Origin of the sequence: Bradyrhizobium sp. SZCCHNS3002, from assembly GCF_032377435.1 — a bacterium.
GTDB lineage: Bacteria > Pseudomonadota > Alphaproteobacteria > Rhizobiales > Xanthobacteraceae > Bradyrhizobium.
On sequence record NZ_JAUHHY010000006.1, the window covers coordinates 44,022 to 59,014 of the forward strand.

At 64.6% G+C, this 14,993-nt stretch carries 10 protein-coding genes; 6 read left to right on the plus strand and 4 right to left on the minus strand.

Translation table 11 applies throughout. The features are described from left to right. Window positions 1-115 precede the first annotated feature (115 nt). The 3 genes from QW845_RS14300 to QW845_RS14310 all read right to left on the minus strand — a co-directional run bounded on the left by QW845_RS14300 (window position 116) and on the right by QW845_RS14310 (window position 5,032). On the minus strand, window positions 116-1,168 hold the full coding sequence (locus QW845_RS14300; protein ID WP_315802210.1) for an alpha/beta hydrolase: 1,053 nt from the start codon (window positions 1,166-1,168) through the stop codon (window positions 116-118). Between the two features lie 196 nt (window positions 1,169-1,364). Then, window positions 1,365-2,069: a hypothetical protein gene (locus tag QW845_RS14305; protein ID WP_250171825.1), complete on the minus strand. Its 705-nt coding sequence runs from the start codon at window positions 2,067-2,069 to the stop codon at window positions 1,365-1,367. Window positions 2,070-2,188: 119 nt separating this feature from the next. Then, on the minus strand, window positions 2,189-5,032 hold the full coding sequence (locus tag QW845_RS14310) for an ATP-binding protein (RefSeq protein ID WP_250171824.1): 2,844 nt from the start codon (window positions 5,030-5,032) through the stop codon (window positions 2,189-2,191). Window positions 5,033-5,235: 203 nt separating this feature from the next. On the opposite strand from QW845_RS14310, the gene QW845_RS14315 reads away from it, so the two are divergent. After that, a complete protein-coding gene (locus tag QW845_RS14315; RefSeq protein WP_250171823.1) occupies window positions 5,236-5,904 on the plus strand; it encodes a sensor histidine kinase in 669 nt (222 codons plus the stop codon). 49 nt (window positions 5,905-5,953) lie between these two features. Here QW845_RS14315 and QW845_RS14320 read toward each other — a convergent pair whose 3' ends face one another. Then, window positions 5,954-8,815 (minus strand): ATP-binding protein, encoded by a 2,862-nt coding sequence (locus QW845_RS14320; protein ID WP_315802211.1) that lies wholly within the window; start codon window positions 8,813-8,815, stop codon window positions 5,954-5,956. Between the two features lie 215 nt (window positions 8,816-9,030). On the opposite strand from QW845_RS14320, the gene QW845_RS14325 reads away from it, so the two are divergent. The 5 genes from QW845_RS14325 to QW845_RS14345 all read left to right on the plus strand — a co-directional run bounded on the left by QW845_RS14325 (window position 9,031) and on the right by QW845_RS14345 (window position 14,980). After that, window positions 9,031-9,720: a glyoxalase gene (locus QW845_RS14325; RefSeq protein WP_315802212.1), complete on the plus strand. Its 690-nt coding sequence runs from the start codon at window positions 9,031-9,033 to the stop codon at window positions 9,718-9,720. Window positions 9,721-10,001: 281 nt separating this feature from the next. Further along, window positions 10,002-11,315: an epoxide hydrolase family protein gene (locus tag QW845_RS14330; RefSeq protein WP_250171820.1), complete on the plus strand. Its 1,314-nt coding sequence runs from the start codon at window positions 10,002-10,004 to the stop codon at window positions 11,313-11,315. A gap of 64 nt (window positions 11,316-11,379) precedes the next feature. After that, entirely contained in the window at window positions 11,380-12,228 is an 849-nt protein-coding gene (locus QW845_RS14335) for an enoyl-CoA hydratase/isomerase family protein (RefSeq protein WP_315802213.1), read from the plus strand. A 107-nt stretch (window positions 12,229-12,335) separates the two neighbouring features. After that, the gene (locus QW845_RS14340) at window positions 12,336-12,806 is read left to right on the plus strand and encodes a (2Fe-2S)-binding protein (RefSeq protein ID WP_250171818.1); all 471 of its coding nucleotides are present in this window, start codon (window positions 12,336-12,338) and stop codon (window positions 12,804-12,806) included. A gap of 2 nt (window positions 12,807-12,808) precedes the next feature. Continuing rightward, window positions 12,809-14,980, plus strand: coding sequence for a xanthine dehydrogenase family protein molybdopterin-binding subunit (locus QW845_RS14345; protein WP_315802214.1), 2,172 nt, complete (start codon window positions 12,809-12,811; stop codon window positions 14,978-14,980). The last annotated feature ends 13 nt before the right edge of the window (window positions 14,981-14,993 follow it).

Genomic DNA, 14,993 nt, shown 5'->3' on the forward strand with positions numbered 1-14,993 from the left:
CGGCGGACCGAACTGGATCAGCGCCAGGAGGATAACGACGGCCAGTATCGCAATCACGATCGTTCTGCGCATGATATCGTCTATCCCTTTGCCCGCGCACCAACCCCTGCGCCGGCTACACGCCGGCGGCGACGTCGATGATCGCATCGGCAAAGGCCTTGGGAGCCTCCTGCGGCAGGTTGTGGCCGATTCCGCCCTTGACGGTGCGGTGCGCGTATTTCCCCGAGAACATCTTTGCATAGGCCGACGGCTCGGGATGCGGCGCGCCGTTGGCGTCGCCTTCCATGGTGATCGTGGGCACGCCGATGACGGGGGCTTGCGCCAGCCGCTGCTCGTCGTCGTCGTATTTCGCTTCACCCTCGGCGAGCCCGAGGCGCCAACGATAATTGTGGATCACGATCGCGACGTGATCCGGATTGTCGAAAGCCGCTGCGCTGCGCTCGAAGGTCGCATCATCAAAGTGCCACTGCGGTGAAGCGAGCTGCCAGATCAGCTTCGAGAACTCGCGCCGGTACTTGTCATAGCCCTCGCGGCCGCGTTCGGTCGCGAAATAGAACTGATACCACCACTGAAGTTCCGCCTTCGGCGGCAACGGCATCTTCCCGGCTTGCTGGCTGCCGATGAGATAGCCGCTGACCGAGACCATGGCCTTGCAGCGCTCGGGCCACAGCGCCGCCATGATGTTGGCGGTTCGCGCGCCCCAGTCGAAGCCGGCGACGGTCGCCTTCTCGATCTTGAGAGCATCCATCAGGGCGATGATGTCGGTCGCGATGGCCGACGGCTGTCCGTTCCGGACGGTCGCCCCGGACAGGAAACGCGTCGTGCCATAGCCCCGCAAATAGGGCACGATCACGCGATAGCCGGCCGAGGCGAGGATGGGCGCGACATCGACGAAGGTGTAGATGTCATAGGGCCAGCCGTGCAGAAGAATCACGGGCGGTCCGCCGGCCGGGCCGGCCTCGGCATAGCCGATATCGAGCAGACCGGCGTTGATCTGCTTCAGCGATGCAAAGGATGTATTGCTTCCCGGCCTGGCAGTTGTACCGGCTCTCGCCGACTGACCGGTCTCCGCGGTGGCGGTAGCGCTGAGCGAAAGCTGTGCCGCCGCCAGCGTCATGACTGCGCTGCCAAAGAAGCGGCGTCGACCATGATTGAGTTTGTCGGACATGGCATTCTCCTGTCTTCGTTGTTTGGCACAAGTTCCGCGCACGGAGGCGTCACTCCTTGTGTCCATCCAGCCGCCCAAAAAATACGGAGCCTTGCAGGGCGGCTCCCGATCAAATGTGCACCGAAGTCGGGCCGTTGGCTCGTTATGTCCTGTTAGACGTTGAGAGCAGGCATCCTGAGCTCGTGTCTCGCGGCCGCTATTCGAAGGACGCGTCGAAGATCTCGACGTCGATCAGGACAGGCTTGGCGTTCACAGTTCCATCGGGTTGACGCGGCTGCGAGCGACGAAGGGTCGGCACCACGACGCCGTCGAAGCTCTCATGGGCCCAGGAGTAGTGCGCGACCTTCATGCCGAAAAAGTCGTGGTCGGTCCGGCGCTGCAGGGCATTCTCGTCGAAGTAAAAGATCTGCTCGCCTGCAAAGGTGACGAGATTGGGCGGCAATTGTGTACGCAGGCGCCGCCAGGTCTCGAGGCCTTCCTTCCATGACGGCAGTTCCTCGACCACAACATCGGGACGGGCGAGGAGAAAGGGCGTAGTCAGATAGTTCCAGATCGTGACGCCGCAGAAGAGGATGAGATGCAGTTCGTCTGCGAGAACCTGCGGGCCGGTGTCAAATGCGAGCTCGGGGTTGCTCCAGGTCTGCAAGACCTCGCCATCGACGGTTTCGATCGTGATCAAGTCCGGCTGAAACGAGCCGGACTGCTCGCCGCCGGTGATCCCGCTGAAGCGGACCGATTGTGTTCGTGTCGATCCCTCCGCGATGACGTCCTTGAATTCGCGGGCATGTCCTGCGTTCGAGAACAGCGTCCCACCAGCGGAAAGATGCAGCGTGAACCGGCTCAGGCTGTTCCAGCGTGCGATGCCGCCATTCGCGTCGATTACATCGTCAAGAAGAGCCATGTCTTGTCGTATCCACCTGGGAGCGGACTCACCATGGCGGGGCTCGGACGGCTTGGCGCGTTAGAAATTGTTAGGAGTTGCAAGGGACTCGACGCGGGCGATGGCGCATCATGGTGCGTTCAATCGACGACGCCGAGGACATCCTTTGCTCGGGCCAGATCGCGGCTGGCGAGCCCCTCCTGATATTGTGCCACGAGCGGCGCCAGCATGAGGCTTGCCTCGCCGGCGCGTCCGGTCCGCTGCCAGATGCGGCCAAGGCTCAGCGCTCCGCGCAGTTCCCAGGCGAGGGCGCATTGCCGGCGCGACAGGGCGAGCGAGCTCGCGAGGCAGGTCTCGGCTTCCGCGTCGCGCCCCAATTGGGCGAGGATGTCCCCCCTGACCCGCAGCATCTCCGGCATGTCGAAGGATTCGCCGTGGTCGCCGATCTGGGCAATCGCCTCGTCGATCGTGCCCAGAGCTTCTTCGGGCCTGTTTTGCGACGCGAGACCCTCCGCGAGCGCCGTCGCGAAGACGGTGGTCATGATCCGGTGCCGCGTCGCATACAAGGTGGCCTGGCTGCGGCGCAGGTGCTCGATGCCGCCGTCGACGTCGCCGCGCTGCAGGAGAAGCAGGCCCTTCTGACCAATGCCGACCGCGTGGTAAGGGCCGAGGAAATGCCGCGCGGCATGGTCGATCAGCCGCTCGATCATGCTCTGGGCGCAGGCGTCGTCGTCGACCCACAGAAACACGTAGATCGTCCAGATCAGCGCAATGCCGAGCGTCAGCGGCTGTTCCAGCGCGTCGGCCTCGCGAACCGTGTATCGGGCAGCCTCGACGGCGCGATCGGGCCGGCCGGTGAGCCAGAGGCCGCGCGCCAGCGCGACCAGCGCGACGATGCGGTCGTCATAGCCGAGATGCCCGATGTTCAGCCGCTGCGAGTTCGGGTTGTGAACCATCGCGCTTTCACAGAACTGAACGGCCTTGTCTTGATTGCCGATCAGGTGATGCGCCACGCCGAGCATCCATTCGACGTTCAGCGTGCTCGTCGGGTCGTTCAGTCTGCTGGCGACGCTCTCGCCCTGCTCGCCGATTGCGAGCGCTCCGTGAAAATCCCCGACGCGGGTCAGGTAGATGTGCAGTCCGCGCAACAGCCATAGCTGCCAGTGCAGGTCGTCGAGCTCCCGGGCGAGCTGCAGGCTTCGTGTGAAGGCCGACTGGACCGCTTCGGTATTGCCCTGCGTGAACATCACGGAGACGCCGAGCGCGGCCTGCAGGGTCATCTCCTGCCGAGCGTCGGCAGCGGCCGTGGCGAGCGACGCCAGCGCCTGCTGGGTCCAGCGGTAGCACTCCGTCAGCAGCGTCAGCTCGAGAAAGAACTGCGCCGCCGAAGCGGCCAGATCGATGCCGATGACCCGGTCGCCTTCCTCGGAGAAGCCCCAGGCCAGCGCGGCCCGCACGTTGGGCAGGTGATCTGCATAGGGCAGGAATCCACCTGCGCTCTGCAAGCCGTTCGATTTGAGCGAGATGTCGCGCAGGAAGTCGCGGAAATATTCGGCGTGAGCGCGCGCGACCCGCGGCGCCTCCCCGCCCTCGACGAGCTTGTCCGCCACGAAGGCGCGGGTGGTGTCGAGCAGTCGATACCGGAGCCGCCGCTGCGCAGGAGAGGTCGCGATCAGGGATTTGGAAAGCAGGTTCGAGATCGCTTCCATCGCCTCCGGCTCGCCGATGCTCTGGCATGATGCGACGGCAAGCGCGGCCTCGAGCGTGAACGGGCCGACGAACACCGACAGGCCGCGCAGCATGGCGCTTTCAGTCGCCGGCAACAAATCGTAGCTCCAGCCGAGCGCCGCGCTCAGCGTCTGGTGCCGGGGGATCGCGGTGCGTCGCCCGCGCCACAACAGCGAGAAGCGGCTGTCGAGAAGCTCGGCCGTGCCGGCAATTCCGTAGGCGTTGACCCGGCCCGCGGCGAGTTCGATCGCCAGCGCGATGCCGTCGAGACGCCGGCATATGTCGGCCACGAGAGGCGCCTCGTCATGGCTCAGCTCGAATTCGCTGAGACTCTCGGCAATCCGCTCGACGAAGAGCTGGCTCGCGGGATAAGCGAGGATATCGGCGACGCCAAGTCCGTCCTGTTGTGGCGGACAATCCAACGGGAATAACCGATAGACGCGCTCGCCCTCCGAGCGCAGGGATTCGCGACTCGTCGCCATGACGTGCAGGTTCGGCGCTTCGCGAACCAGGCGTTCTGCCAAAGGCGCGAGCTCGTCGAGGAGATGCTCGCAGCTGTCGAACACCAGCAGCATCTGCCGGCTGCGCAGGAACGTCAGCAGTCCCGGAATCGGATCCTCTGAACTGACGGTCAGCCCGAGTGCGCTGGCGATACTGCCGGGCACCAGCCTGGCATCGGTCACAGCGCCGAAATCGACGAAGCTGACCTGGCCGTCGAACGCCTCAAGCTGGCGATGCGCGACGGCCAGAGCGACCGAGGTCTTGCCGATGCCGCCCGGACCGACGATCGTGACGAACCGATGCAGGGAGAGCTCGGACGTGATCTTTTCAACCGCATCGTCCCGTCCGATCATCCTGGCGAGGGGCGCCGGAAGGAGGCGGACCGACGAGGCGATCTCGGTCGGTCGCCCCTCCGGGGGCGCAGGCCGCGACAGCGGCACCGCGAAACAATAGCCGCGTCCGGGCACGTTGACGACGTAGCGGGAGCCTTCATTGCCCTCGCCAAGCGCCTTGCGCAGCGCGGCGATGTGGAACCGCAGGCTGCCCTCGTCGACATTCACGTCGGCCCACACCCGCTTGACGAGCTCGCGCTTGTCGACGACTTCACCGGCGCGTTCGGCAAGACAGATCAGGATATCGAGCGCGCGGCCGCCGAGGTGAAGCGGAGCGCCGTCCTTCTCCAGCAGCCGCGATTTCGGAAATAGTCGAAATGGCCCGAAAGCGACGGCCGAATCCTGGTTGTCATTCTCTGCCACGCAATTCTCGTCCGTCGAACGTTTCGCACATTTGTGGAGGATTCTTCGAACCAGAAACAACAGTCCAGCGGCCTGCAAACCGACGGCATCGCCGTCGCGCCGCGACGATCATAACAAAATCTTGCAACGTCTAACGAGCAAAAATCGCAAGCCTCCTCCATTGTGACGGCAGGCCAAGGCTGATGATCAGCGGGGAGGCTGCGATGCCCGGTATTGGAACCCGTCCGAAAGACGACATTGTTCAATCTCATCTGGCCGCCAATTTCGGCGACCAGGCCGACTGGGACTTGGTGCTGCGGGAATCGCATCATCGCATGAAGAACACGCTGACGCTGCTCGGTGCGTCAGTCCGCCGCGATCTGACGCGGGCGAGGCCCGGCGAAGTGTCGGCTGCCGTGGACCGGTTCGAGCGGCGCCTCGTCGCCTTCGGCAGGCTCTATCAATTTTTATCGAATGACGAGGGTCGTCCGGCGGTAGCCGTTGCGACGTTCTTCGAGGCACTTTGCGCGGCGGTGTCCGAGGCAATTCTGGAACCTGCGGGGATCCGTTGTGAAGCCGCCATTGAGGACGGGATGCTGCCCGCATCGCAATGTCATCGGCTCGCTCTGATGCTGACCGAGCTGATCACCAATGCCGCCAAGCATGCCTTTCCGACCAGGAACAATGCCCTGATCCGCATCGACGTGCTCCAGCGCGACGGCTGCTGGCTCTGCACAGTGACCGACAACGGGATCGGTGCGACCGGTCCGCTTCAGGGCACCGGGAGTCGTATTCTGGAAGGACTGGCGCGAAGCATCCACGCCCGGATGCACGGTGAGACCGGACAAGACGGCACGCGCGTGACCATTGCCATGTCAGCCCTCGCCGATTGAAGTTGGTCTGCTGGATTGTTGCCGACGACGGGGCCAGCCTCGGAAGCGATCACGACAGATCCGCCAGCAGCCGCTTTGCGGCAATCAGATCCGCGGTATCGAATCCCTCCTCGAACCTGTCAAACACCGGCCGGAGCGTCTGGTGCGCGGCCCTTCGTTCGCCTTTGCCGGCCAACACCACCGCAAGATCATGCGCTGCGCGCAATTCCCAGCCTCGCGCACCCTGACTGCGACTCAACGCCAGGGACTCCGTGAGACAGGCCTGGCCGGCCTCAATGCGCGGCGGGACCATCGACAGAAGCAATCCTGCCTTCACCCGCAACAGTTCCGGCATGTAGCAGGTGTCGCCATGACGACCGACATGCCGGATCGTCTCATCGAGGTGCGCGATTGCCGCGTCGAGCCGGCCCGTCGCTGCGAGTCCTTGAGCCAGCGAGATGTCGAACTCGGTGGTGATGAGTTCGTAACGCACGGCGTGGATTTCTGTGAGGGACGCGCGCAGGCTCGCAACGCCCTCGATGGCATCGCCTTGTCGAATGGCGAGCTGCGCCATGCGCGCACGCCCGACCGCCGCGAGCGGGCCGAGCGAATTTGACTCGGCCATGGTGATGGACGCTTCGATATGTCTCTCGGCGCTGCGCAGGTCTCCGGTCCATAGGAAGATCGATGCGGACCACGCGAGCAGGACGGTCACCGAGGCCGGATGATCCATCTGCCGCGCGCCATCGACGAACTCATGAACGCGCTGCACGGCCTGGGCCGGATAGCCCTGCAGCCACAGCGTGCGTGCCAAGGCGATGCCGGCCCGGTAATGCCTGTCATGGACAAGATAGATCGTGCTGCTCTGTTGCGCGGGCGACCAGGTCTTGAACAGTTCCTCGAGCTCCATGCGCGCGCCGCTCAGATCGCCCTTCATCAGCAGCGATCGGCCCAGGATGGAATGTGCGAGCGCAAGGGCTGCCGGGTCATCGACATCATCGGCAATGGCGCGGCACCGCAGCGCAAAGGATAGCGCAACATCGAAGTTGCCGCCCCTGAAATGGAACATGTGGAGCATGCCGAGTAGACCTGCTTCATTGGAGGAGTCATGCTCTTCCTGTGCGACCGCCAGGCTACTGTTCAGGGCAGCGTGTGCTTGCTCATTTTCTCCGTAAAGATGCATGGACGAAATGCCGAGGCCAGCCTGCAGATGCATCTGCTCCGATCTGCTGGCAGCCTGGCCGGCGGCCAAGGCCCGTTCCGTCCAATGATGGCACTCAGGCAGCAGCGACATGGCCAGCAGGACTGGCGCGGCGGCGGCTGCGAGTTCCACGCCGGTTCGCAGGTCGCCGTTCGGCCCGAAGCACCATTCCAGCGCAGCGCGAGCATTGCTGACGGCGGCAAAATAGGGAGCCCGTTCTGTCCCAGACATGAGGCTGGACCATTCGGAGCCGGCTCGCTTGAGCCAGTCCCTGCAATAGCAGGCATGGCGAACGGCCAGCGCCGCGGCCTCGCGGTCGTCGACCGCCCTGTCGAGCGCGTAGGTGCGCGTGGTGTCGAGCAGGCGATATCGCATGACGGTGCCGAGCGAACGGGTCGCGACCATGGATTTGGCGACCAGGCTATCGATCGCCGCAAACACGTCGGCCTGATCGAGCCCGCCGGCCACGACGGCGAGTGCAGCGTCCAACGTGAAGTGACCGACGAAGATCGCAAGCCTGCGCAGCACCCTGCGCTCGATTTCGGAGAGCAGGCCGTAGCTCCAGTCGAGTGTCGCCTGGAGCGTCCGCTGACGCGGCGGTGCCGTACGGGGCCCCGCCCACACTTGCGACAGCCGCCGGTCGAGAAGAGCCTCCGTCTCGTTCAAGCCGTAGACGTCGACGCGGCGTGCGGCGAGCTCGATCGCAAGTGCCACACCGTCGAGCTTGCGGCAGATGCGTGCGATGATGGCAGCATCGGAATCGTCCAAAGCCAGATTGGCACCGCTGGCCATTGCGCGTTCGACGAACAGCCGGGTAGCCGGAAACGTCCGGACTGTGTCGGCCGACAGGTGCTCCCGGTCGTCGACAGGAAAGGCAAGCGGGTCCAGCCGGTAGACATGCTCGCCCTCGACCTGGAGCGTTTCGCGGCTGGTGGCGAGAATATGGACCTGCGGCGCGCTATTGAAAATGGCCGCTGCGAGCACTGCGACGGCCGCGATCAGGTGCTCGCAGGTATCGAGAACAAGCAGAAGAGACTTGTCCGTGAGATGGGCTATCAGGCTCGACGTCACGTCCTGGCTTTGTACGGGCAGGCCGAGCGTGGAGGCGACGCCGGTGGCGACAAGACGGGGGTCGCTCAGCATGCTCAGATCGACGAAGAGAACTGCGCCGTTGAAGACGGTGCGTAGTTGATGGGCAGCCGCCACCGCGACGGTGGTCTTGCCAATGCCGCCAGAGCCTACGATGGTCACAAATCTATTGGCGGAGAGCTGGTTCAACAGCCTTTCGAGGTCGTCCTCGCGATCGATCATCGCACTCAGCCGGTTGGGCAGATTGTAGTGCGCAAACGCCGGCGAACCGTCGGGGAGGGGATGAGGCTGGTTGCGAACCAAGCGGGGCGTGCGCGAGATCGCCGCGACAAAGCTGTAGCCGCGGCCGGGTGTTGTCGAGATGTAGCGCGCGCCGTCCTTTCCGTCGCCGAGCACCTTACGAAGGGCCGCGACGTGGACGCGCAGGCTGCCCTCTTCGACCGCGATGCCGGGCCAGACCTTCGCGATCAGCTCAGCCTTGTCGATGATCTCGTGGGGACGCGACGCCAGCGTCATGAGAATTTCAAAGGCCCGCGACCCAAGTTCCACCCGGACACCATGTCTCGTCAGCTGCCTCTCGCTGACGATCAGCTCAAACGGACCGAATGAGATCGTGTCATGCCTCTGCGCTGGCGGCGCCATCGTTGCGTAGCCCTTCTTTAGCGCGTTGGAACTGGTCTGAAGTTTAGGCCGGAAGCCGCGTCGGCGCCAGATCTTCGGGCAGGCGTGACGGGTCGCCCAAGCTGCTCGCAACAGCTAACGGCCTTTAACAACCCATAACGCGCAATGCGTCCCGGATTGCGCGACGGTGATCGTGCGGATTGTGAATTTGGAACCAACAAGCTAGGGAGGCCGCCATGACTACGACCGAGACGAGCCGGCAAGCCGGCGTCAAGCGCTCGACGTCGCGCGGAGTTGATCTGAAGCTCGAGGTCATTGTCATTCCCGTTTCCGACGTCGATCGCGCGAAGTCCTTCTACACGGTTCTGAGCTGGAGTCTGGACGCCGATTTTGCGTCCGGCCCGGACTACCGCGTGGTCCAGTTCACGCCGCCCGGCTCGGCCTGCGCGATGATCTTCGGCACGAACGTCACGGCAGCGGCGCCCGGCTCGGCGCAAGGCCTGTACCTCATCGTCTCGGATCTCGAAGCCGCTCGCAAGGAGCTGCTCGGCCGCGATGTCGATGTCAGTGAGCCATTCCACGACGCTGGCGGCAATTTCATTGGGCCTGATGAGCCATACCTCTTCGGCCGCCGTCGCGTCGACGGCGTGGACCCCGGGCGTCGCAGCTATCGTTCGTTTGCGTCGTCTAGTGATCCCGACGGCAATGGCTGGCTCCTGCAGGAGGTGACCGCACGACTTCCTGGACGCGTGGAGCCTGCCGGCACATCTTTCAGGTCGTCGTTAGAACTCGCTGCAGCGCTGCGGCGCGCGGCGTCCGCGCACGGCGAGCACGAGAAGCGCGGGGGAGGGCACGACGATAATTGGGCGGACTGGTACGCCGACTACATCGTGCGTGAACAGTCCGGCGAGCCCTTGCCGTCCTGATGCGTGACAATGGGATCAATCATCGTGATGGCGCAGCGTTACCTCGATGGTGTCGAGGGTCGCAGCGCCGCGATGCTCGGTCCATCCGCGACGCATCGCCTCGACTTTGCGCACGGGATCCATGGTGGGATGCGCGCATCGCGCGTCTCGCGACGGTTAACGCGGTCTAACAATCCATAACGGGCAAATTGCCTGCGCTTGCGCCAATTTGTTTTTAGCACGAACCGATCGATCCACTTCGACTTCGGTCACCGTCGCCAGCGAAACCAGGGAGATTGACAATGTCGACACAGATGCGCACCGATGTCCTGAATCCCGACCGCCGCCAGTTGCTGGGTCATGCCGCGATGGGCGCGGCTGCCGCCGGCATGGCGAGCCTGCTGCCGCTCAACCAAGCGAAGGCGACGGCGGGCGACGTGATCCGCCCATTCCGGGTGGACGTTCCCGAGCAAGATCTGCTTGACCTGCGCCGCCGCCTTGCGGCCACGCGGTGGCCGGATCGCGAGATCGTCGCCGACCAGTCCCAGGGCGTGCAGTTGGCGACGGTCCAGCAGCTCGTGCGCTATTGGCAGACCGGCTACGACTGGCGCAGGATGGAAGCACGGCTGAATGCCCTGCCGCAGTTCGTCACCGAGATCGACGGCGTCGACATCCATTTCATTCACGTGCGCGCCAAGCACGAGAATGCGCTGCCGATGATCGTCACGCATGGGTGGCCCGGCTCGGTCATCGAGCAGATGAAGATCATCGGTCCGCTGACCGATCCCACGGCGCACGGCGCAAGGGCATCCGATGCGTTCGATCTGGTCATCCCGTCGCTTCCGGGCCACGGCTTTTCCGGCAAGCCGAAGACGTTAGGCTGGGACCCGCAGCGCGTCGCGCGTGCATGGGTCGTGCTGATGAAGCGGCTCGGATACACGCGCTATGTGGCCCAGGGCGGGGACTGGGGCAATGCTGTGACCGAGCAGATGGCGCTGCTGGCGCCGCCCGAGTTGCTCGGCATTCACACCAACATGCCCGCAACGGTTCCTGATGAGATCGCCAAGGCACTGCAGCCGGGCGGGGTGCGTCCATCCGGACTCTCCGCCGAGGAGAACCATGCCTACGACCAGCTCGACGATTTCTACAAGCACGGCCTCGGCTATGCGATCGAGATGTCCAACCGGCCGCAGACGCTCTATGGCCTCGTGGACTCGCCGGCGGGCCTCGCGTCCTGGATGCTCGATCATGACGCGCGCAGCGCCGCCATGATCGCGCGCGTGTTCGACGGAACGACCGAAGGCCTGTCGCGGGACGACGTCATCGACAACATCACCCTCTATTGGCTGACCAATACGGCCGTGTCGTCGGCGCGCTTGTACTGGGAGAACAAGCTTGTCTTCTTCGAACCCAAGCACATCAAGATCCCCGTTGCCGTCAGTGTCTTCCCGGACGAGATCTATGCGGCGCCGCGCAGCTGGACCGAGAAGGCCTATCCCAAGCTCATCCACTACAACCGCCTCGACAAGGGCGGGCACTTCGCCGCCTGGGAGCAGCCCGCGCTGTTCTGCGCCGAAATGCGCACCGCATTCCGTCCGCTGCGCCAGTCGATCTGAGACGAAACAAGGACGCGTACCAAAGCGCGTCCTCTCATTCAGGACCATGTCAGGAGTGCAAACCGTGAATCGACCAGAACCCAGTTTCACGACCCAGGAAATCAAGCTGGAGCGCCGGCTGCCGTCATATTGGCGTGTCACCTTCGACATGCCTCCGGTGAACATCTTCGGCCCGAGACACCTTCCGCAGCTCGGCGACATCATCACCGCGATCGAGACCGATCCGCAGCTCAAGGTCGTGGTGTTCGACAGCGCCGTCGATGGCTTCTTCATCACGCACTACGATTTCCTCGCACCTCTCGAAGACTCCCTGCAGGTCCCGCCCGGTCCGACCGGCCTTCAGGCGCTTCCGGACATGTTGGTGCGCCTCAGCCGGGCGCCAGTCGTGTCCATCGCCGCGATCCGAGGACGCGCGACCGGTGTCGGCAGCGAGCTCGCGCTCGCCAGCGACATGCGTTTCGCCAGCCGCGAGAAGGCCATCCTATCGCAATGGGAGGTCGGCGCGGGCTTGGTGCCCGGCGGCGGGCCAATGGCGCGGCTGCCGCGCCTGATAGGTCGCGGCCGCGCACTCGAGGTGTTGCTCGGCGCTGACGACATCCATGGCGATCTCGCCGAACGCTATGGTTACGTCAACCGGTCGCTGCCGGATGCTGAGCTCGACGGCTTCGTTGAGGCGCTCGCCATGCGGATCGCATCCTTCGACAAGGACGCGATCGCCGAGACCAAACATCTCGTCGATGTCGCAAGCCTGCCGCCGGACGTCGAGATCAAGCCGGAGTGGGACGCGTTCCTGGCCTCGCTCGGCCGTCCGGCAAGCCGGAACAGGATCAAGGCGCTCATGGCGCGCGGCTTCCATCGCGCCGGCGATGTGGAGAGCCGGCTGGGCTTCCACGTCGGGCAGATCGGCGACTGAAAATAGTGCTGCGGCGGTCGACGACCGGGCGCGGAGCGCCGGCGTCGACAAGAACCCCGGCGCGACCGCCACTCGTGCCGGCCAGTCAAGAACAAAGGAACCTGATCATGAGCTTTACGATCAACATCAATGGAACACAGCGCAGCGTCGACGTCGACGGCGACACGCCGCTGCTCTGGGTGCTGCGCGACGTGCTCGGCATGACCGGCACCAAGTTCGGCTGCGGCCAGGCGCTGTGCGGCGCGTGCACCGTCCACCTCGACGGCTCTGCCATTCGCTCGTGCATCACGGCCGTCGACAGCATCGGCGACTCCAAGGTGACGACGATCGAAGCGATCGGCGCGACGCCGGCGGGCGAGCGGATCCAGAAGGCCTGGCTCGACCGCGAGGTCGCCCAGTGCGGCTACTGCCAGTCCGGCCAGATCATGTCGGCGACGGCGCTGCTCGCGGACAACCCGCATCCGACCGATGCCGATATCGACGATGCCATGAGCGGCAACATCTGCCGTTGCGGCACCTATGTCCGCATCCGCGAGGCGATCAAGCTCGCCACGCAAACGCGCGTGAAGGAGGGCTGACCATGATCTTCGATCGCACGACATCCCGCTCGCCCCAGGCGAGCCTTTCCCGCCGAAGCTTTCTGGTCTCCGCCGCGATGACGGGCGGAAGCCTCGTAATCGGCCTCACGCTGCCGCTCGGCCAGAGCAGCGCCACGGGCGCGGAGGATTTCGCGCCCAACGCCTTCATTCGTATCGGCCAAAACGGCGAGGTCGTGCTGACCATGCCCTATGTCGAAATGGGTCAGGGCACCTATACGTCGATCCCGATGCTGATCGCCGAGGAGCTCGAGGTCGATCTGAAGCAGGTGAGGCTCGAGCATGCGCCGCCGGACGAGAAGCGCTACGTCAATCCGCTGCTGGGCATTCAGGCGACCGGCAATTCGAACGCCATGCGAGGTGCCTGGAAGCCGCTCCGCGAAGCCGGTGCCGCTACGCGCCTGATGCTGATCGAGGCGGCCGCGAAGCGGTGGGGCGTCGAAATTAAGTCCTGTCATGCCGAAGCGGGCGAGGTCATCCATCGCCCGAGCGGGCGGCGCCTGTCGTATGGCGACCTCGTCGCGGATGCGGCGCGTCTGCCGCTTCCGACAAACGTGGTGCTGAAGAGCCCGGCGGAATTCAAGCTGATCGGAACGCCAGCCAAGCGGCTCGACGCGTCGGGCAAGGTCAATGGTTCGGTGGTCTACGGCATCGATGCCCGTCCGCCGGGAGTGAAGATCGCGACGCTGGCGCAATCGCCCGTGTTTGGCGGCCGCGTGAAGAGCGTTAATGACGGTGCCGCCAAGCTGGTCAAGGGCGTGCGCCAGATCGTTCGGCTCGAGGATGCGGTCGCCGTCGTCGCCGATCATATGGGGGCCGCAAAGAAGGGGCTGGAAGCTCTCAAGATCGAATGGGACGAGGGTGCCAACGCCGCCTTGGCCACCGAGGACGTCGCGCGCGAGCTCGAGCAGGCCACCCTCAGAACTGGCCCGGTCGCGCAGAACATCGGTGACGCCGGTGAGGCGATGGTGAATGCCGCGACACGGATTGCCGCGAGCTATCACGTGCCGTTTCTCGCACATGCCACGATGGAGCCGATGAACTGCACGGTGCATGTCCGCGGCGGAGCATGCGAGATCTGGCTCGGCACCCAGGCGATCGCGCGAGTCCAGACAATGGCGGCGAAGGCCGCCGGTTTGCCGATCGAGCAGGTGATCGTCCACAATCATCTCATCGGTGGTGGCTTCGGGCGCCGTCTGGATGCGGATGGCGCGGTCCGCGCGGTCCAGATCGCAAGGCAGGTCGACGGTCCCGTGAAGGTGGTGTGGACGCGCGAGGAGGACATCCAGCACGACATGTACCGGCCCTATTGGGTGGATCGCATCGAGGCGGGCCTGGACAAGGATGGAAGGCCTGTCGCCTGGACCAACCGCTTCGCCGGCTCGTCGGTGATCGCGCGCTATCTTCCGCCCGCCTTCAACAACGGTCTCGATCCGGATACGACGGAAGGCGCGATCGACCTGGTCTATGCGCTTCCGAATTTCCACGTCGAGTATGTGCGCGTCGAGCCGCCGGGCATCCAGACGGCGTTCTGGCGCAGCGTCGGCCCTTCGCACAACGTTTTCGTTACCGAGAGCTTCATCGATGAGCTGGCGGCGGCTGCCAAGCAGGATCCTGTGGCCTATCGCCGCGCGCTGCTCGATCACAATCCGCGGGCGAAGGCGGTGCTCGACCTCGCCGCGGAAAAGGCCGGGTGGGGCGCTCCACTGCCGTACGGGTGGGGGCGCGGCATTGCCCTGCAGAACGCCTTCGGGAGCATTCTGGCGCAGGTGGCCGAGGTCGAGATCGCGAAAGACGGCTCGGTCCGGGTTCATCGTGTCGTCTGCGCGATGGATTGCGGCACCGTGGTCAATCCGGATACGGTTCAGGCCCAGCTCCAGAGCGGCGTGATGTTCGGTGTCACCGCGGCGCTCTATGGCGAGATCACGCTGAAGAACGGCCGTGTGCAGCAGGCCAATTTCGATAGCTATCAACTGCTGCGCATCAACGAGGCGCCGGCCGTCGAGGTCCACCTCGTCAACAGCGTGGAACCGCCGGGAGGAATGGGCGAGGCCGGCACGTCCGGCATCGTTCCCGCCATCGCCAACGCCGTGTTTGCCGCCACAGGCAAGCGGCTGCGGAAGATGCCGATCGACCCCAACGCGCTCAAGGCGTGAACGGAACCACCAC

Excerpts from the sequence above, each read along its gene's own strand:
- QW845_RS14345 (WP_315802214.1), top strand. The coding sequence starts at position 12,809 with ATGATCTTCGATCGCACGACATCCCGCTCGCCCCAGGCGAGCCTTTCC.
- QW845_RS14340 (WP_250171818.1), top strand. The coding sequence starts at position 12,336 with ATGAGCTTTACGATCAACATCAATGGAACACAGCGCAGCGTCGACGTC.
- QW845_RS14315 (WP_250171823.1), top strand. The coding sequence starts at position 5,236 with ATGCCCGGTATTGGAACCCGTCCGAAAGACGACATTGTTCAATCTCAT.
- QW845_RS14325 (WP_315802212.1), top strand. The coding sequence starts at position 9,031 with ATGACTACGACCGAGACGAGCCGGCAAGCCGGCGTCAAGCGCTCGACG.
- QW845_RS14300 (WP_315802210.1), bottom strand. The coding sequence starts at position 1,168 with ATGTCCGACAAACTCAATCATGGTCGACGCCGCTTCTTTGGCAGCGCA.
- QW845_RS14305 (WP_250171825.1), bottom strand. The coding sequence starts at position 2,069 with ATGGCTCTTCTTGACGATGTAATCGACGCGAATGGCGGCATCGCACGC.
- QW845_RS14330 (WP_250171820.1), top strand. The coding sequence starts at position 10,002 with ATGTCGACACAGATGCGCACCGATGTCCTGAATCCCGACCGCCGCCAG.
- QW845_RS14320 (WP_315802211.1), bottom strand. The coding sequence starts at position 8,815 with ATGGCGCCGCCAGCGCAGAGGCATGACACGATCTCATTCGGTCCGTTT.